This is a genomic window from Roseateles albus (assembly GCF_028595345.1).
Taxonomy (GTDB): Bacteria; Pseudomonadota; Gammaproteobacteria; order Burkholderiales; family Burkholderiaceae_C; genus Paucibacter_A; species Paucibacter_A albus.
Genome location: NZ_JAQQXT010000001.1, coordinates 503,377 through 520,724, shown reverse-complemented (window position 1 = coordinate 520,724; position 17,348 = coordinate 503,377). Strand labels below are relative to the sequence as shown.

Genomic DNA, 17,348 nt, shown 5'->3' with positions numbered 1-17,348 from the left:
CAGGCCATGAGCGAAGAACTTGCCACCGTCTCGCAGCCCGCAGCAGACGCCACAGCAGCAGTTGCGCCAGCTGCCGCCATTGCCACGATCTTGTTCGTCGACGATGAACCCTCCATCCTGAGCGCCTTGCGGCGCCTGTTTCGCCCGCAAGGCTACAAGGTCTTGATGGCCGAAGGCGGGGCGGCCGGCTTGGCGCTGCTGGAGCTGGAGTCGGTCGATCTGGTCGTGTCGGATATGCGCATGCCCGAGATGGACGGCGTGCAGTTTCTGGAACAGGTGCGCCAGCGCTGGCCCGCAATCGTACGGGTGATGTTGACCGGCTATGCCGACATCAGCTCCACCATAGGCGCCATCAACCGCGGCGAGATCCACCGCTATATCGCCAAGCCCTGGGACGATCAGGACATCTTGCTGTCGGTCAGCGACGGCCTGACCCGCAGCCGGCTGGAGCGTGAAAACCGCCAATTGGTTAAGCTGACCCAGGAACAAAACCTGCAGCTGCAATCGGTCAACGGCCAGCTGAACGAGGCCAATACCCAGCTGCAAGAGGTCAATGGCCAGTTGCAAACCGCCAATCAACAGCTGCACGGCGTCAATGACGAGTTAGAGCTGCGCGTCAAGGCACGCACGCAGGAGCTCGAAGCATCCAACGGCCAACTGGCCGACGCCAATGTGCAGCTCGGCGCCGCCAATGCGCAGATGGAAAAAGCCAACCAGCAGCTGAACGCGGCCAATCTGCAGTTGGAAGAGAACTTCGCGCTCTCGATCAGCGTGTTTGCCGGCCTGCTGGAGCTGCGCGATGGCAGCGTGGCCGGCCATGGCCACCGGGTAGCCACGCTGGCCCGGCGCATGGCCGAGCAAATGGATCTGAGCGCCGTCGAAGTAACCGACATCTACAACGCCGGCTTGCTGCATGAAGTCGGCAAGATAGGCCTGCCCGACCATCTTTTGCAAAAGACCGTGTCGCTGATGACCGGCGACGAGTTCGAGCAATACAAGCTGCACCCGCAACATGCACAAGCAGCGCTGATGCCGCTGGGCCGGCTGCGCCAGACGGCCGTGATCATCCGCGCCCAGCATGAACGGGTCGACGGCAAGGGCTTCCCCGACGGGCTGCAAGGCCTGGAGCTGCCGCTGGGCGCCCAAATCATCCAGGTGGCCGCCACTTTCGAGTCGCTGATCACCGGGCGCTTGGCGGAGAAGGTCTACTCGACCGAGGATGCCGCCGCTGCCATTCGCGAAGGCCTGGGTACCCGCCAAGAGGCGGCAGTGCAAGAAGCCTTCGACACCGTCTTGCAAGAAATGGCGGCCGAGGCCGGCGCGGACATAGAAGTGCCGTCCGATCAGCTGAAGGCGGGCATGGTGCTGAGCCGGCCGGTGCTGAGCCCGCATGGCAATGTCTTGCTGCCCGCAGCCTTCCGCTTCACGCCACCGGTGATCAAACAGGTGCTGGATTTTGAGCAGCGGCTGGGGCAGCCCTTCAGCTTCTTCGTCAAGAAGCCGCAGGACCCTAAGTCGGCCGGCGCGAGCAAAAAGCCTGCTCAAACCGCCCCGGTCGCTAGCGCAGCAGCCTAAGCACCTATCGCCAGGGACACAGCATGCAAGCGCATCACACGCCAGACGTCAGCAGCGCCACATCCAAGCTTGCCGCGTTTGGCGCGCCACGGACAAAAGAACTCGATGCCTTGCAGCGCCAGGCGCTGGACGCCGTCAGTGCGCCCCTGCTGGTGCATGGCGGCGGCCTGATCATCTACGCCAACCCGGCCATGTTGCGCCTCTTGGGCTATGACCTGGAGCAGCTGCAAAGCCTGCCGCACTATGCCTGGGCCAATGACGCCGACGTCGAAAACCTGAAGGCCTATGGTGAGCGCTGCTTGCAGCAAGAAGAGGCCTTGCCGACGCTGGAATGCGAGGCCATGACCGCCACCGGCGCGGTGCGTTTTTTGGAAATCACCGCGCGCGGCCTGGCCACGGCGCAGGGCAAGCTGGTGCTGCTGAGCTGCCAGGATTTGAGCGATATGCGCCATGTGCAGATGAGCTTGCTGGAGGTCGGGCAGGTGATGCATCAGATCCTGGAAAACAACCCGGTGCCGACCTTTGTGATCGACAAAAACCACCGCATCACGCATTGGAATGGGGCATGCGCCCAGTTGACCGGCGTGGCGGCCTCCGACGTGGTGGGCAGCACCGAAGCCTGGAAGCCTTTCTACGCTGAAGCGCGCCCGCTCTTGGTGGACCTGATCGTTGAAGGTTCGGTGGCCGAAGCCCGCGAACGCCTCTACGGCGACAATTTGCGCGCCTCCAGCCTGGTGCTGCGCGCCTATGAAACCGAGGACTTCTTCCCCCAATTCGGCGAGGCCGGGCGCTGGATCTTCTGTACCGCAGCGCCGCTCTACGATATGCAGGGCAAGGTGGTCGGCGCGATTGCCACGCTGCTCGACGTGACCGAGCGCCATCTGGCCGAAGAACAATTGCGCCAGCATCAGGCCGAGTTGGAGCGCACGGTGGTGGAGCGCACAGCCGAGCTCTCACGCAGCCACCGCGAACTGGCCGCTTTCATGGAGAACGCCTCGGTCGGTATCCTCTACAGCAGCCGCCACAAAATCATCCGCAGCAACAAAAAGTTCGCCGAGATTTTCGAGCTCGACGCCAGTGACCCCGCCGAGTTGCTGGCCACGCAATTCTTCAGCAGCCCGCAGGCCTACCAGGAGCTGCTGAAGATTGCCGCGCCGGTGTTGAGCAAGGGGCAGTCGCTGATCCATGAGATGGAAATGCTGACCGCCAGCGGCAACCGCATCTGGGTGCAGCTGATTGCCTATCCGGCCAACCCGGCCGACCTGCATTCGGGCGTCTGGTGGCTGCTGCAGGACCGCAGCGAGGTGACGCGCGCGCAACGCGAGTTGGTCAACAACTACCGCGACATCAAGCAAGCCCATGCCCGGCTGGAAGAAGCGCAGAACCAGCTGTTGCAGTCCGAGAAGATGGCCTCGATCGGGCAGCTGGCCGCCGGGGTCGCGCATGAGATCAACAACCCCGTGGGCTTCGTCAGCTCCAATCTCGGCACGCTGCGCCGCTATGTCGAGCCCTTGCTGCAGTTGGTGACGCTCTACAGCGGCATGGATCTGTCCGCGCAGCCGGCCGCGCGGCTGGCCCAAATCAAGGCCCTGGCCGAGCAGGCCGATTTGGAGTTCATCCACGAGGACTTGCCGCAGTTGCTCAAGGAAAGCGACGAAGGCCTGAGCCGGGTTAAGAAGATCGTGCAGGACTTGAAGGACTTCTCGCGCGTCGACCAGGCCGACTGGCAAGAGGCTGACCTGAACCAAGGCCTGGCCTCCACGCTCAATGTCGTGCGCCACGAAATCAAATACCAGGCCGAGGTCACATGCAACTTCGGCCGCCTGCCCTTGGTGCGCTGCCTGGCCGGCCAGCTCAACCAGGTCTTCATGAACCTGATCATCAACGCGGCGCACGCGATCGCGCAGCGCGGCGAAATCAAGCTCAGCACCGAACAGGTCGATGATCACGTCTGTGTCAGCGTGCAAGACAACGGCTGCGGTATGAGCGCCGAGGTGCAAAGACGTATTTTTGACCCCTTCTTCACCACCAAGCCGGTCGGCCAAGGCACGGGCTTGGGCTTGTCGCTGAGCTTCTCCATCGTCAAAAAGCATGGTGGCCGCATCGAGCTGATTTCCAGCCCCGGCGCGGGCAGCTGCTTCAAGGTCTGGCTGCCGGTGCGCGGCCCGAATGCTTGAGGCAAAAACGGCCAGACAAACCGTTCAAGAAATCACGCTCCGGGCCGATACCGTCCTACGAGCGCCATTGTTGGGATGGCGCCTGCCCACCACGAAAGGACGGAAGATGAGAAAACTTCACGCTGTCAAACTGCCAAAAATCGGTTCCGCCATTGCCCTGCTGCTCGCGGCCGGCTCGGCATCGGCGATTGACTACAGCTATTCCGGCTTCGCCAATGTGACCGCCGGGCGCGTCTTCAGCGGCGGCGGCCTGAACATCGGCTACCCCAACCCAGACACCTGGTCCAAATGCCCGTCCTGCTATGTGGCCGACTTCTCGCATGGCTCGGTCTATGAAACCAGCTGGACCTTGAAGCCCGAGTCGCGCGCCGGCCTGCAAGGCACGGTGAACTTCACTTCCGACTTCTCCTTCACCGGCCAGTTGATGGCGCGCCACGCCGCCGAGAAGGCCAAGCTGGATATCGAGTGGGCTTTTCTGAGCTACAACTTGAGCCCCAAATTCACGCTGCAGGCCGGTCGCAAGCGCTTGCCACTGTTCTATTACTCTGACTTCCAGGATGTCAGCTTTGCCTACAACTGGGTGCGTGTACCACCGGATGTGTACGGCTGGGCGGTCGTCAACTACAACGGCGCCAACATCACCTACCGCGATGACATTGCCGGCTGGGCGGTCAAGTCCAATGCCTACGCGGGCCAGGAACACTCCAAAGACAACCCGATCGGCAAGCTGGAGCGCCCCGAGCGCCAAGACATCAGCTGGGACAATATGATGGGCATTGACTTGGAGCTCAATCGCGACTGGTTCACCGCGCGCTTCTCCTACAACAAGTCCAAACAGCGCTCGGTTGCCTGGCTGCCCGAGGGCAAGGTGCAGACCTCTCCGGACCCGGCTGTATACGGTGAGTCTTCGCCGCAGACCTTCAGCTCGGCGGCCTTCAATATTGACCTCGACAACTGGGTCGGCCGCAGCGAGTTTTCGCGCGTCACCCGCACCCCAGCGCGCGGCAGCTACCGCGGCTACATGATCGGTGGCGGCTACCGCATCGGCAATTTCCTGCCCATGCTCACCATCAGTCAATTGAAGGCCTTCAGCTCAGGTGATGCGTCTAAACATGTCGAGACCGACAGCAATATCGGCGTCACGCTGCGCTATCAATTGAACGACAGCAGCAGCCTCAAGCTTCAAGTCGACCGCAGCCGCTGGGACTTTTTGGACGGCACCGACAGCTACCGCAAGCTGGTGACCGTCTCCTACGACATGATCTTCTGAAGCTGGAGCAAAGATCATGTTATTCAAACATCAAGTATTCAGCCTGGTACTGTTGGCCGGCGCGGCGCCGCTCGTGGCGGCCGATGTGGCCGTGATCGTCCACCCCAGCAATGCAGCCACCATCGACGAAGAGCAGATCACCAAGATTTTCCTCGGCCAAACCAAGACTTTCTCCGGTGGTGCCGAAGCCACGCCGGTGGACATCAAGGACAGCCCGGTGCGCGAAGAGTTCGGCAACAAGGTTTTGAAGAAGAACCCCTCGCAGCTGAAGGCGCTGTGGGCAAGGCAGATCTTCACCGGCGGTGCCAAACCACCGCGTGAACTGGCCAGCGACGAAGAGGTCATCAAGTTCGTCGCCAGCACGCCGGGTGCGATCGGCTATGTCGATGCCGGCAAGGCCAATGCCACGGTCAAGGTGGTGACCAAGCGCTAAGGCCGAGCAATATGCGCGGCCCCGCTTATGTCGGGCCGCGCAACGGATGCTCTAGACTCGCGCCCCATGCGAGCCATCATCCTCGCGGCCGGGCGCGGTGAGCGCATGCGGCCGCTCACCGACACCACCCCCAAGCCGCTGCTGTGCGTGCGCGGCAAGCCCTTGATCGAATTCCACATCGAGGCCCTGGCCGCCGCCGGCGTACAAGACATCATCATCAACACCGCCTGGCTGAGCGAGCAGTTTCCGGCCACCTTGGGTGACGGCACACGCTTTGGCGTGCGTCTGCATTTCAGCGACGAATCAGCCGAGCCGGTCGGCGCCTTGGAGACGGCCGGCGGCATTGCCCGTGCATTGCCGCTGTTATGTGCCGAGGGCGATGAGGCCTTCTGGGTTGTCGCCGGTGATGTGTTCTTGCCGGACTTTCATTTCCCTCCCGAAGCCGCCGAGCAATTCTTGCAGCGCGATCTGGATGCCCTGCTCTGGCTGACGCACAACAGCCCTCACCACCCCAACGGTGACTTCGGCATCAGCGCCGAGGGCCTGGGCTTGAGCGACACAGCCTCACAGCGCTACACCTGGGCCAGCGTAGGACTGTTCCGCAGCCGCATGTTTGAGACCATTCAGCCCGGCGCCAAGGCAGCCTTGCGCCCGTATCTAGAGGATGCGATCCGGCGCCACAAGCTGGGGGCCGAGCTACTGAGCGGCCGCTGGGTCGATGTGGGTACCGTCGAGCGCTTGAACAGCTTGCAAAGCTGAGCCGACCAGTTCCAACTCGCCACTGGCCAGCCAGTCGGCCATGGGCTGGCGTGACCTCTCGGTCAAGCTCTGCTCCGAGGCACCGGCGGCGCTGAGTACGCCGAGCCAGCCCTTGCGGCCGGCGCGCTTGGCGGCCAACAGCGCCGCATCGGCAAGATTGACGGTGGTATTCCAGTCCACCGCCCGCGCCGCCCGAGGCGCCAGCGGGAAACAGGCAAAACCGAGCGAGCAGGTCTTGCTCAAATAGCTGCCGTCATCCAACTTGAAGGGCTGATCGGCGATTGCCCGGCAGGCTCGCTCGGCCAGTTCAGCCGCATGCAGGCGCGAAGTCTCGCGCGCAACGATCAAAAACTCTTCGCCGCCCCAGCGCACCAGGTAGTCGCTGTCTCGAAACACTTGCTGCAGGCGACCGCGAATTTGGCGCAAGACTGCGTCGCCGGCGGCATGGCCAAGCTCATCGTTGATTTGCTTGAAATGGTCAATGTCGACCAGGAAGAAGATCAGGTCGCCATCCTCCAAGGCTGCGCCCTGCCTGGGCGTTTCATGGCGACGCAAAGTCAAGGCGACATCGGATTCGATCTGCTGCGCCAGAAAACGCCGATTGCGCAGCCCTGTCAAGGGGTCGGTCAAGCTGGATGCCTCCAGCTCCGCCGTGCGCTCGCGCACCTTGTTCTCCAGCCAGACTTGACGCCGGCGCAAGAGTCGCGTGCGCGAGTGCACCAGCGCCGCAATCGCAGCGGCCAACAGCGCCAGCAGCGCGACGCGAAACCACCATTGCTGCCACCAGGTGGGCAAGACCGTCACTGGAATAGCCAATTCCCGCTCGCTGGCGACGCCGCTGCGGTTGTGCGCACGCACCCGCAAGACATAGTCGCCCGGACTCAGATTGCTGTAGCTGGCCACGCGCAGGTCGGCGCCGGTCTCTATCCAGTCCGGATCAAAGCCTTCTAACTTATAGGCATAGCGGCTGCGGCCCGGGTTGCTGTAGTCCAGCGCCGCAAACTCTAGACTGAAGCTGCGTTGCTGCGGGCTCAGGCGCAAACCGTCCTGCAACTGCCCCGCTTGCTGGCGCTCGCCATTGATGCGCAGCTCAGAGACCACGAGCGGCGGAGCATGGTTCGAGCGATCAAATTGATCCGGCGAAACCACCGCGATGCCTTTGCTGCCGCCGAACAGGAAGCGCCCGTCCAAGGCCTTGGCATAAGAGTAGAACCAGGGGGTGCCGATGTCGAGGCCATCGGTCGGGGTCAGCTCGTCCAAGCTATCGGTGGCCGGGTCATAGACATTCATCTGGGTCCAGATGCGACCACGCCCGTCTTCCAGCAAATTCGCGCCGAAGGGCCGATTGACAATGCCATGACGCTCGCTGATGCGCTCAAAGCTGGCTTGTTTGCCGTCCCAGGCCTTCATACGGTGCAGGCCGGCCACGGCGGTGTCCACCCACAAGGTCTGCTTGCTGTCGAACAAAAGGCCGAGTACGACCGGGTTGGCCAACTCAGCGCCGGCCGGCGAGGTGACTCGCTGCAACTCCACGCTGCCCGGCGCCAGCCGGAACAAGCCGCGCATGCTGCCGACCCAAATGGCCTGATCCGGCGCCTCGGTCATCACATGTATTTCACCCGTTAGGGCCTGGCCGCCAGGCCGCGCCAAACGCTGCACTTTGGCGGCCCCAGGCCGCAAGACATGCAGGCCATCGTCAGCACCGATCCATAAGGCGCCGTCGCTGCCGGCCATCAATCGCCGGGTCTTGCCGGCATCCAGATGCAAGCAGCGCAGCTGCCGATATTGCGCATCAAATTGATAAAGCAAGCCTTCCGCACCCAACCAGGTTTTTCCATCCGGCATCTGGGCCATCGCGGTGATGCGCGCAGCCTCCAGCAAAGCGGCGGGCGAGAGTGCGGCGGACTCTTTGAGTTGGCTCGAGCACGCCATCAGCTGTGGCCGCAGGCCCCCAATCACACGCAGCCCAGTGTCAAACCGCGCCACTTGCCCATCATGCCCGGCGGCCAGAAATTCGCCATCCTTCAATGGCAAGAGGCTGCGCACATCGGCTTTCTTAAGATCTGCTGCAGGCCCGCCAACGAGGCCGACAGCGGTGCCGGCGCCGCGCACCCAAATGCTGTGATTGTTTGGGTTGTGGCGCTGCAAGCCCATGCCAAAGCCTCCCGCCCACACCCAGCCGGCGCGGTCGACCAGCAAATTCACCACTTCGTCGCCGGCCAAACCGGCCGGTTTGCGCGGGTCATGCCGCAAGGTTTGCTGCAAGCGCTGCGAGCGCAGGTCGTGCACATCAATGCCGCCCGCATGGCCAACCCAGATCTGGCCGCTCGTCGCTTCGATCAAGCTATTGATTTCTCCACGCCCGGCTGTCGGCCCGCCCGCACTTTGCTCATCATTGTCAAGCAGCTTGCCCTGACCGGTTCGCGGGTCCATCACAGCCAAGCTGCCACGCTGTGTACCGGCCCAGATTTGCCCATTGGACGCTTGCAGCAGCGCTTGCACGCGTTGCCCGGCCAAGCCTCGCAGCACTGGCTCAAAGCGCTGGCTCGCCCTGTCAAAACGGCTCAAACCCGACCAAGTCCCGACCCACAGCGTGCCTTGACCGTCGACCAGCAGCGATTGCACCCGTGCATCGTCCAAGCTGCCGGCAGCGGCGCTGTGCCGGAAGTGGCTGAAAGTTTGCGTGCGAGGGTCAAAGCGATACAGGCCGCCGCCGAGCGTGCCAAGCCAGATCGAGCCATCAACATCCTCGGCCAAGGCCCGGATGGTCGGCAAGGGCGCCAACTTTTCCACCGAGTTCGCGCTCGCCTCATGCACTTCATGCTCAAAGCGAAAGCTGCTGACCTGCTCGGTCAAGGGGTCATAGACCGCCAAACCGTCGGTCTCGGTGCCTATCCACAAGCGCCCGTCCCGGGCCGGCAGCAGTGCGCGCAGCCAACCCAGATTTCGAACTGTGGCGATCTTGCTGGCGCGCTCCTGAGGACGAAAGCGATAGCCGTCATAACGCACCAAGCCGTCGCCGGTGCCAACCCAGATAAAGCCCGCCCGGTCTTGCGCCAGCGACGCCACCACGCCGCGCGGGATGGCGTCGACCCCCACCGACTCAAAGCGCGGCTCGGCCAAGGGCTCGATCAACGCGAAGGAAGGCAGCGCCGCAATTGTCAGCAGAAGTAAGGCACTACATCGACGAAGCCAAATCATTTCTCACTATGACATGAGTGGGTGACGGCTTCGCCCCCAAGAAACCCGCCGCTTGACTTGGGTCAATATATTATTTGGCCAAAGGCAAGGTGATCGCGTCGATGCGTGCCAGCACCTCGGGCGTCAGCTTCGGCGTCAAGGTCAACGCGCCAAGATTGTCTTGCAGCTGCGCAAATTTGCTGGCGCCCAGAATAACGGTCGAGACGCGCGGATTGTGATTGGCCCAGGCGATCGCCAGCTGCGCGACATTGCCACCCAAATCGGCGGCCACGGCGGCCAGCTGCGTCACCGCGGCATTCTTGGCCTTGTCGGTCAGGCCTTCGACCATCCAACTCATATTGTCGAGCGCGCCGCGGCTGCCGGCCGGCACGCCGTCCTTGTACTTGCCGGTCAACAGCCCCGAGGCCAATGGGCTCCAGGTGGTCAGGCCCAAGCCAAGGTCCTCATACAGCCGGGCATATTCCTGCTCGACCTTGCTGCGGTGGAAGAGGTTGTACTGCGGCTGTTCCATCACCGGCTTGTGCAGGTGGTGGCGCTCGGCAATCTCCCAGGCGGCACGGATATCGCTGGCCGACCATTCGCTGGTGCCCCAATAAAGCGCCTTGCCTTGCGTGATCATGTCGCTCATCGCGCGCACGGTTTCTTCGATCGGCGTGTGCGGGTCGGGGCGGTGGCAATAGACCAGATCGATGAAATCGAGTTGCATGCGCTTCAAGGACCCGTCAATCGCCTGCATCAGGTACTTGCGGTTCAGCGTGTCCTTGCGGTTGACGGGATTGCCCTCGCCACCCAAACCCCAGAAAAACTTGGTCGAGACGATGTAATTCAGGCGCGGCCATTTCAGCGCCTTGAAAGCCTCGCCCATGACAATTTCGCTCTGACCCAGGGCATAGACCTCGGCGTTGTCGAAGAAGTTGACGCCAGCGTCAAAGGCGGCGGCCAACATCTCGGCAGCCGCCTTGGTGTCGACTTGCTTGTGATAGGTGACCCAGGAGCCCAAAGAGAGTTCGGAGACTTGCAGGCCGCTGCGGCCCAAACGACGGTATTGCATGGGGTACTTTCGGATGTGGACAAAGCTGATCGCCATAGCGTACAGCAGGCCGGCCGCTATAGTTCGTGGCGGGCCAAATGCCCGCAGCAGCCCCCACGAGATCAACACGCTATGCGCACAATCCCTCCACCCGACGCCGCCTCGGCCGCCACCGCCAATCAGCTGCGCTTGGCCGTGGTCGGCGCCGGACCGGCCGGTTTGACCTTGGCCTTGCTGGCCGCGCAGTTGTTGCCGCAGGCACAGATCACCTTGTTTGACGCCCGGCCGCTGGACCGCGATGTGTCCGCCGACCCGCGCACCCTGGCCTTGGCGCTGGGCAGCCTGCAGCTCTTGCAACGTCTGCAAGCCTGGGACGCGAGCCAGGCGCAGGCGATCTTGACCGTCGAGGTCAGCCAAGCACCGCCGACCTTGACGCACCCGCTGTTCGGCCCGTCCGCAGCGCCGGCCGTGGCCTTGAGTGCGGCGGAGCAAGGCGTTAGCGAGCTCGGAGCGGTGATCAGCTACGGCCAGTTGGTCGCGCCCTTGCAAGCACGCTGGCTGGCCCGCGCCGCGCTGGAACCGACCCGCTTGAGCAGCCGCTTCGGCACACCCGTTCGGGGGCTCAAGCCCTTGGCGGATGGGGTGGAAATCGATGCCGAGATCGCCGAGCAATTTGATCTGGCCGTGGTGGCCGAGGGCGGCGTGTTTGCCGAGCAGGCGCGCAAAGCCATCACGCATGATTACCAGCAAAACGCCTGGGTCGGCACGCTCACCTTGGCGGCCGACAGCCCAGCCGGCGCGGCCTATGAGCGCTTCACGCGCAATGGCCCGCTGGCACTGTTGCCGCTGCCGCCCAAAGGAGGCGAGCGCCGTGCGGCCCTGGTCTGGTGCATGGCGCAGGCCGAGGACGAGATCGCCGAACTGAGCGACAGCCAGCGCCTGGCAGTGCTGCAAAGTTTGTTGCCCGACAGCGTTGGCACCCTGCAGGCGATCAGCCCCTTGAAATGCTTTGCCTTGGGGTTGAACGCCGAGCGCAGCCTGGTCAACGGCCGCATCGTGCGCATCGGCAATGCCGCGCAGACCCTGCACCCGGTCGCCGGCCAAGGCCTGAACTTGGGCCTGCGCGACGCCTATGCGCTGGTGGAAGCCTTGCGCGCCGGGGGCAATATCGAAGCGGCTTTGCGCCGGGTCGAATGGCAGCGCGCACCGGACCGCTGGAGCATGATCGCCACCACCGACTTTCTGGCTCGCAGCTTTGCCTGGCGCTGGCCGGGGCTACCGATTGCGCGAGGCTTGGCCTTGGCGGCGCTGCAGGCGGCCTCGCCGCTAAAAAAGGCGCTAGCGCGGCAGATGATGTTCGGGCGGCGCTAACTCGTCAGTTGAGCGCCAAGGCGATCAAGTCACGCAGCATCAAATTGACATTGCTGCGCACCGCGCCCTCGGTGGCCAGACGCAGGCGCTCGTTCGGGTCCACCATGGCGGCGGTGAATTCCGCCACATAGGCGCTGCGCAAGTGGCGCTGATAGACCACAGCTCCGCTGCGTTTTTCAACCACCGTGTAGGCCAGGGTCACGGCCACCCGGGTGTTCAGACCGACAATGGGCTGCTCCAACTCGATCAATTGCACTTCCATTTGATAGTTGCCCGTGCCAGGGCGCAGCGCCAACATGCCGGTGGCGCGCAGCGATTCCTCGATTGACTCTTGCAGCGCACGATTGCTGATCTTGCTGCCCCACATGCTGCCGGTCGGCTGGCCGCCGGTGACCGGTGATAGCAGGATCTGGCCCCGCAAGCGATCGGGCACCCAGCCGCGCATCTGCAAGCTGTCTTGCGAGCTCAGCGCCATGCTGGGCGGATCGGTGGCCGTGCCGCAGCCAGCCAAGGCAATCAGCAAACCTAAACCGAATAGAAATCGCCTCGTCATTGCATCAGCCTTCCAGAATTGCGGCCCGAGATCTACAGCCGCCGATGCTGCAGCGCCGGCAACTGGCGCCGCACCGCAGCCAAACGCGCCATATCCAGCTCGGCCAGCACTACACCTTCGCCCTCGGGCAGACAAGCCAGCACCTCGCCCCAGGGATCGATGATCATCGTATGGCCCCAGGTCCTGCGGCCATTTTGATGCAGGCCGCCTTGCGCCGGTGCGATGACATAGGCCTGATTTTCGACCGCTCGTGCGCGCAACAGCAATTCCCAGTGGGCCTGACCGGTCACATAGGTGAAGGCAGCCGGCACGCTGATCAGGTCGACAGGCCCCAGGCTGCGGTACAGCTCGGGGAAGCGCAGGTCATAGCAAACGCTCAAAGCCACCCGCAGCGGCCCCGCCTGCAGCGCGACCGGCGCGTCACCGGCCTCCAGCACGCGGCCTTCGTCATAGCTCTCGCTGCCATTGTCAAAGCGAAAAAGATGCATCTTGTCGTAACGCGCGGCTTCAGCGCCATCGGGCGCGTAGACGCAACAGGCATTGCGGACCCGCCCGGCCTGCACCGTGTGCAGCGGAATCGTGCCGCCAATTAGCCACAGCCCCAGCTCAGCGGCAGCCTGGCTCAACATGTGCTGGATGGGCGCGTGGCTGTCGCCGCCCTGCTCGGCCACCGCCAGCTTGTCGCTGTCGGCAAGGCCCATCAAACAAAAATACTCGGGCAGCGCCACCAACTCGGCGCCCTGGGCTGCAGCCTCCTCCAGCCAATGGCGTGCACGCGCCAGATTGACGGCCAGATCGGGGCCGGAAACCATTTGAACGGCGGCAACTTTCATCAATCACTCTCCTCAAGGGGCGCTGGCGGATGTTGCAGCTGATGCGGCATGGGCGGCTGAAGCGCCATCGACCGCCGGCGCGGTTTCAAACAGATTGCTGTGGTGCTCGACCCGCTCGACCTTGGGGTCCACCCAGCTGCCGGTAATGCGGAATTCACGCGTATTGGCGGCGGCGATGGGCTTGCTCAAGACCAGCTGCGCCAAGAATGTCCCCAATCCTATCGCCGGATTGATCGCTATATAGGCCAGCGAAGCGCCACCGGTGTTGAACTCGGGCACCACCAGCACGCGCAGGTTTTGTGTTTCGGCCGCCAGGTCGGCTTGCCCATCCACCAAGACAGTTGCCTGCACGCCGCGCGTGCGCAGATTGCTGCTACTGGCCACGCCGCGCGTGATCTTGACGTCGCCGCTCACGCCGTCGAAGGTAAAGCCTTCGGAGAACACGTCGCGGAAGTCAAACAAAAACCGCCGCGGCAGCGATTGCAGGCTCAGCACCCCCATCAAGCGCCCCACGCCGGGCTCGACATTGAGGAATTGCCCCGACTCCAGCTGCACATGGAGTTGCCCGTTCATGCTGGCGAAATCAGGCGCCAGTGGCTCGCCCGCCCAGCCCAGCTGCCCCGTCAACTGGCCCTTGCCGCCACGCAAGACCCGACCCTGCCCCATGCGCTCCAGCATGTCGCCGGCATCGAGCAGCTCTAACTTCCAATCCAGCTGGGTGCGGCGTTGCGCCCGACCGGGTTCCTTGAGCCATTGGCCGGTGGCATTGAGGATCGCATCCGGAGCCTTCAGCTGCAGCTTGCTCAAGCGCCAGTCATGCGCCGGGCCGCTGGCCTGAGCCTCCACTTCCAGCCGGCCCATACGCTTGCCGCGCAGCTCAAAGTCCTCGATGACAATGTCCAGATCAGGCACGCTGCCTGGCTGCTTGTCCAGCACCTCCGCCACGCCATCGGCCTCCTGATGCGGCAGAGACAAACGACTCAGCCTTGCGAACACCCGCCCAGCCTGCCCGGGCTGGGCGCCTCGCAGCTCGACATAGCCCGCCATTTGAACGGCATCGATGGTGCAGCGCCAGGTGTTTGTGGCCGGTGCTGGCGCCTGCGTCAGGCCGGCCACGACCTTGGTCAGTGAGCGGCCTGAAAAATGCAACTCATTGGCGCGCAAGACAATTTGGCTGGGCATATAGGCGCCGCCCAAGCTTGGCGCTGCGACAACACCCGAGCCGTTCTCACTGTTTGAAGCTGCAGGTGCCCCCCACAGCCGCTGCAAGGTCTTATTCCAGGCGTCCAGATTGACCTTGTCCAGATTAGCCTGCAGCTGCACGCCGCTGCTGGGCAGGCCGGGCAAGCTGTCCTGCACGCTCAGCGCGCCGCGCAGCACCCGCGCCGGCTCGACCGACAGGTCGCGCTGGTAATGGGCTTGCAAGAGATTGCCCAACTCGAGCCTCAGCTCATCCCGGTTGCTGTCGCGATTGACGTCGGGCTTGAGCAGAAGGCGCAGCGGCAGCGCGCTGGCGGCCTCCTTGCGCAGCGGCGCCGGCAGATCCAGGCCCAGTCCGAGCAGATTGCTGGTCAGGGAAAAATCCGCCTGACCCTGATTCAGCCCGACTTGCAGCCGGTAGCTGGCCTGGCCGCTGGCTGCCTGCGCCAATTTGGCGACGCCGCCCAGCTCGGGCGAACGCTGCAAGGCTTCGGCGGTGGCCACGCCGGTCGCCGTGAACCGCAGGCTACCGTCCGCCTGGTTACCGCCCTCGACGCTCAGCTCACCGCCAAAAGCACGCGCCTGCACCGCCTGCAGTTTGACGCCCTGACGGTCAAACTCCACGCTGCCGCGGGTGTTGGTCAACAAGGGCAGATCGGGCCGCAGCCGCAGCTCCCCGCCCAGCAGTTGCACGGCGCCCTTGACGACCGACTTATCCATGTCTTGCAAGGGCAGATTCAAACTTAGCTTCAGGTTGGCCGCACCGCCGGCCGTGGCGGCCGCCAGCAAACCACCGCTGGCCTCGTTGACCGGGGACTGGCGCACAAATTTCAGCAACTCGGCGCCAGGCCCATTGCCCTGGCCCTCGATCTCAAGCCGGTGCTTGACCAGCAAGTCCTTGATGCCGCCCTTGATGCCGCTGAGCTCATAGGCAAACACCTTGGCGCGGCCGCCCTTGATCTGCATGCCGCCGCGCTCGAATATCAGGTCGGCATTGACATGCTCCAGCGCCGGCCAATTGGACGGCCGCCCCTCGACGCCGGGCACATAAAGCAAATCGATGTCGCGTGCCTGGGTCGTGATGCGGAACTGGCCGTCGCGTTCACGCTCGCCGTCGAAAGGGAACTTGGCCAACTCGCCGCGCAAACGGACATTGATCGCTCGCGCCTCGCCGGCGCGAATAGCGTCGCGCACATAGTCCAGCGCATGGTCCCCGATGGCCAGCGGCAAATAGCGATGGATCTTGACCGCATCGATTCTTTCGATCTGCCCGCTCAGCTCCAGCCAACCCGGCAAGCGGCCTTGGCCGGCCGCCTTGCCGCTGCGCCAGACCGCATCGAACTCGCCGCGCAGATCTTGGTTGAGCAGCTCCAGCCGACTGACGCGCAGCTCATAGTGCGGCGGCTGCTTGGGCGCGGCTTCAATCCGCCAGTCCAGCTTGGCGCTCAGACGCTGAATGGGCGGCAGGTCTTGGCGGAACAAGCCCGGCAGCTCCAGCGAGCCATCGGCCATGCTCAGCTGCGCCTGACCGCCTTTTTCGCTGGCATCGAGCTGCAGAGTCAGGCCACTCAGTCCCATGTGCTCCAAGCCCTGGCGGCGCCCGCCCAAGCGCAAGCCCTCAAGACGGCCCTTGATTTGGTAGCGGCGCGGGTCCATCAAGGGACCATCCCAGCTCGCGCTGAGCCGGCTCAAGACCCCTTGCGGCGCCATCTCGGCCAACCAGGTATGGGTTTGCTCGTCAAAAGGCAGGCGCTGTGCCAACTGGCTCATCAAGGCCAGGTCAAGCCGTTCGGCCGACAGCTCGCCGCCCAAAGGCAAGCCCTGCGCCGCATTGCCCGCGCCCGGTTTGGGCAGGCGCAAGGCCAACTTCCAATCCGTACGCGGCCAAATCACGCCGTCGCCGCTGACAAAGCCGAGCTGGCTGGCCTGCAGGCTGAGTGACTGCGCGGCGTGCATAAACTGGAGGCGTCCTTCAATTTGTTCCAGATCGAGCTGATCGGCCTTCGGTGTCAGGCGCAGCTTGACCGCACGCAAGGCCAGATCGCTCGTCACGCCTTGCGGCTGGCCCTGCTTGAAGTCTATCCAGGCGCGCAAGGCGCCGTCACCCTCGCTCAGCTCGAAGGGCAGATCGATATGGCGACGCAGCTCGCGCAAATCGGCGCGTGGCAAATCAGCATAGAGCTGGCCGCTCCAGCCCTGAAAATCACTCGGCCGTCCCAGCAGCGCTTGCGTGAAGCGCCCGCGCAGGCCAAAACGCTGACCCCATTCCGGCGGCGGTGTCGCGTCCAGACGTAGCTCGTGACGGCGCACGCCGCTGCGCAAGACCAGATTGAGGTCCGACAACTCCAGCGCCTGCGTGGCGCGGCGCTCGTCGATCCAGCGCACGCGGCCATTCAGGATCACAAACTCATGTTGCGACAGCAGCCAGTCCGCCCATTCCTCGGCCAGGCCGGTGGACTCGGCCTGCACCGCCTCGTCAACACTCAAACCCGCCACAAAGAAGCGACCCTTGGCGTCGCGGCGCACCTCGACTTGCGGCGCGTCGATCAACAGTTGCTCGAAGCGCAGATTCAGACTCAGCAACGAGCGCGCCGACAGCGCCGCCGCCACCTTGGGCAAGCGCAGCGCCTCGCGGCCGCTGGGGTCGAGCAAGCGCACCTCGCGCATCTCGATCGCCGGCATCCAGCCCCCCGAGGTGACCTTGATGCTGCCGATGCGCACCCTTGCCCCCAAAGCCTGTGAGGCATGGCGCTCCATTGCCGGACGCCACTCATCGATGTGCGGCAGAATCACCCAGTGCAAGCCGCCCCACGCCACCACCACCAAGCCCCATGCCAGCAAAAGCAAGGCCAAGGCCCAGCTGATCAAGCTGCGCAGCCAACGGCCGGGTCGTCTGAGCCAAAACAGGCGCGTGGGCAGTGAAGAAGGCTTTACTGACATTAAAAG

The 17,348-nt window shown here is 63.8% G+C and carries 11 protein-coding genes; 6 read left to right on the top strand and 5 right to left on the bottom strand.

All coding sequences use genetic code 11. From position 1 onward, the window contains the following. The first annotated feature begins 6 nt into the window (after positions 1 to 6). The 5 genes from PRZ03_RS02150 to murU all read left to right on the top strand — a co-directional run bounded on the left by PRZ03_RS02150 (position 7) and on the right by murU (position 6,214). Positions 7 to 1,575, top strand: coding sequence for an HD domain-containing phosphohydrolase (locus PRZ03_RS02150; protein ID WP_273598808.1), 1,569 nt, complete (start codon positions 7 to 9; stop codon positions 1,573 to 1,575). A gap of 23 nt (positions 1,576 to 1,598) precedes the next feature. Beyond that, positions 1,599 to 3,752 carry a PAS domain-containing sensor histidine kinase gene (locus tag PRZ03_RS02145; RefSeq protein WP_273598807.1) on the top strand — a complete coding sequence of 718 codons (2,154 nt, stop codon included), beginning with the start codon at positions 1,599 to 1,601 and terminating at the stop codon, positions 3,750 to 3,752. Positions 3,753 to 3,858: 106 nt separating this feature from the next. Next, on the top strand, positions 3,859 to 5,022 hold the full coding sequence (locus tag PRZ03_RS02140; protein WP_273598806.1) for a porin: 1,164 nt from the start codon (positions 3,859 to 3,861) through the stop codon (positions 5,020 to 5,022). A gap of 16 nt (positions 5,023 to 5,038) precedes the next feature. After that, complete coding sequence (locus PRZ03_RS02135; RefSeq protein WP_273598805.1) at positions 5,039 to 5,455, top strand: type 2 periplasmic-binding domain-containing protein; 417 nt, start codon at positions 5,039 to 5,041, stop codon at positions 5,453 to 5,455. A gap of 66 nt (positions 5,456 to 5,521) precedes the next feature. After that, positions 5,522 to 6,214: an N-acetylmuramate alpha-1-phosphate uridylyltransferase MurU gene (murU, locus tag PRZ03_RS02130; protein ID WP_273598804.1), complete on the top strand. Its 693-nt coding sequence runs from the start codon at positions 5,522 to 5,524 to the stop codon at positions 6,212 to 6,214. Here the strand turns inward: murU and PRZ03_RS02125 are convergent. Beyond that, entirely contained in the window at positions 6,152 to 9,415 is a 3,264-nt protein-coding gene (locus PRZ03_RS02125; RefSeq protein WP_273598803.1) for a ligand-binding sensor domain-containing diguanylate cyclase, read from the bottom strand. The two genes, murU and PRZ03_RS02125, sit on opposite strands and share 63 nt — an antisense overlap. Positions 9,416 to 9,485: 70 nt before the next feature. Further along, positions 9,486 to 10,466, bottom strand: coding sequence for a potassium channel beta subunit family protein (locus PRZ03_RS02120; protein WP_273598802.1), 981 nt, complete (start codon positions 10,464 to 10,466; stop codon positions 9,486 to 9,488). Between the two features lie 111 nt (positions 10,467 to 10,577). On the opposite strand from PRZ03_RS02120, the gene PRZ03_RS02115 reads away from it, so the two are divergent. Next, positions 10,578 to 11,816 (top strand): FAD-dependent monooxygenase, encoded by a 1,239-nt coding sequence (locus PRZ03_RS02115; RefSeq protein WP_273598801.1) that lies wholly within the window; start codon positions 10,578 to 10,580, stop codon positions 11,814 to 11,816. Positions 11,817 to 11,820: 4 nt separating this feature from the next. On the opposite strand, the gene PRZ03_RS02110 is transcribed toward PRZ03_RS02115, so the two are convergent. From PRZ03_RS02110 to PRZ03_RS02100, 3 genes are read right to left on the bottom strand one after another with little or no spacing between them, the layout of a single operon-like run. Next, the gene (locus PRZ03_RS02110) at positions 11,821 to 12,369 is read right to left on the bottom strand and encodes a hypothetical protein (RefSeq protein ID WP_273598800.1); all 549 of its coding nucleotides are present in this window, start codon (positions 12,367 to 12,369) and stop codon (positions 11,821 to 11,823) included. 32 nt (positions 12,370 to 12,401) lie between these two features. Then, a complete protein-coding gene (locus tag PRZ03_RS02105; protein WP_273598799.1) occupies positions 12,402 to 13,202 on the bottom strand; it encodes a carbon-nitrogen hydrolase family protein in 801 nt (266 codons plus the stop codon). 12 nt (positions 13,203 to 13,214) lie between these two features. Further along, positions 13,215 to 17,342 carry a YhdP family protein gene (locus PRZ03_RS02100; RefSeq protein WP_273598798.1) on the bottom strand — a complete coding sequence of 1,376 codons (4,128 nt, stop codon included), beginning with the start codon at positions 17,340 to 17,342 and terminating at the stop codon, positions 13,215 to 13,217. Positions 17,343 to 17,348 lie beyond the last annotated feature (6 nt).

Excerpts from the sequence above, each read along its gene's own strand:
- PRZ03_RS02150 (WP_273598808.1), top strand. The coding sequence starts at position 7 with ATGAGCGAAGAACTTGCCACCGTCTCGCAGCCCGCAGCAGACGCCACA.
- PRZ03_RS02145 (WP_273598807.1), top strand. The coding sequence starts at position 1,599 with ATGCAAGCGCATCACACGCCAGACGTCAGCAGCGCCACATCCAAGCTT.
- PRZ03_RS02140 (WP_273598806.1), top strand. The coding sequence starts at position 3,859 with ATGAGAAAACTTCACGCTGTCAAACTGCCAAAAATCGGTTCCGCCATT.
- PRZ03_RS02135 (WP_273598805.1), top strand. The coding sequence starts at position 5,039 with ATGTTATTCAAACATCAAGTATTCAGCCTGGTACTGTTGGCCGGCGCG.
- murU (WP_273598804.1), top strand. The coding sequence starts at position 5,522 with ATGCGAGCCATCATCCTCGCGGCCGGGCGCGGTGAGCGCATGCGGCCG.
- PRZ03_RS02125 (WP_273598803.1), bottom strand. The coding sequence starts at position 9,415 with ATGATTTGGCTTCGTCGATGTAGTGCCTTACTTCTGCTGACAATTGCG.
- PRZ03_RS02120 (WP_273598802.1), bottom strand. The coding sequence starts at position 10,466 with ATGCAATACCGTCGTTTGGGCCGCAGCGGCCTGCAAGTCTCCGAACTC.
- PRZ03_RS02115 (WP_273598801.1), top strand. The coding sequence starts at position 10,578 with ATGCGCACAATCCCTCCACCCGACGCCGCCTCGGCCGCCACCGCCAAT.
- PRZ03_RS02110 (WP_273598800.1), bottom strand. The coding sequence starts at position 12,369 with ATGACGAGGCGATTTCTATTCGGTTTAGGTTTGCTGATTGCCTTGGCT.
- PRZ03_RS02105 (WP_273598799.1), bottom strand. The coding sequence starts at position 13,202 with ATGAAAGTTGCCGCCGTTCAAATGGTTTCCGGCCCCGATCTGGCCGTC.
- PRZ03_RS02100 (WP_273598798.1), bottom strand. The coding sequence starts at position 17,342 with ATGTCAGTAAAGCCTTCTTCACTGCCCACGCGCCTGTTTTGGCTCAGA.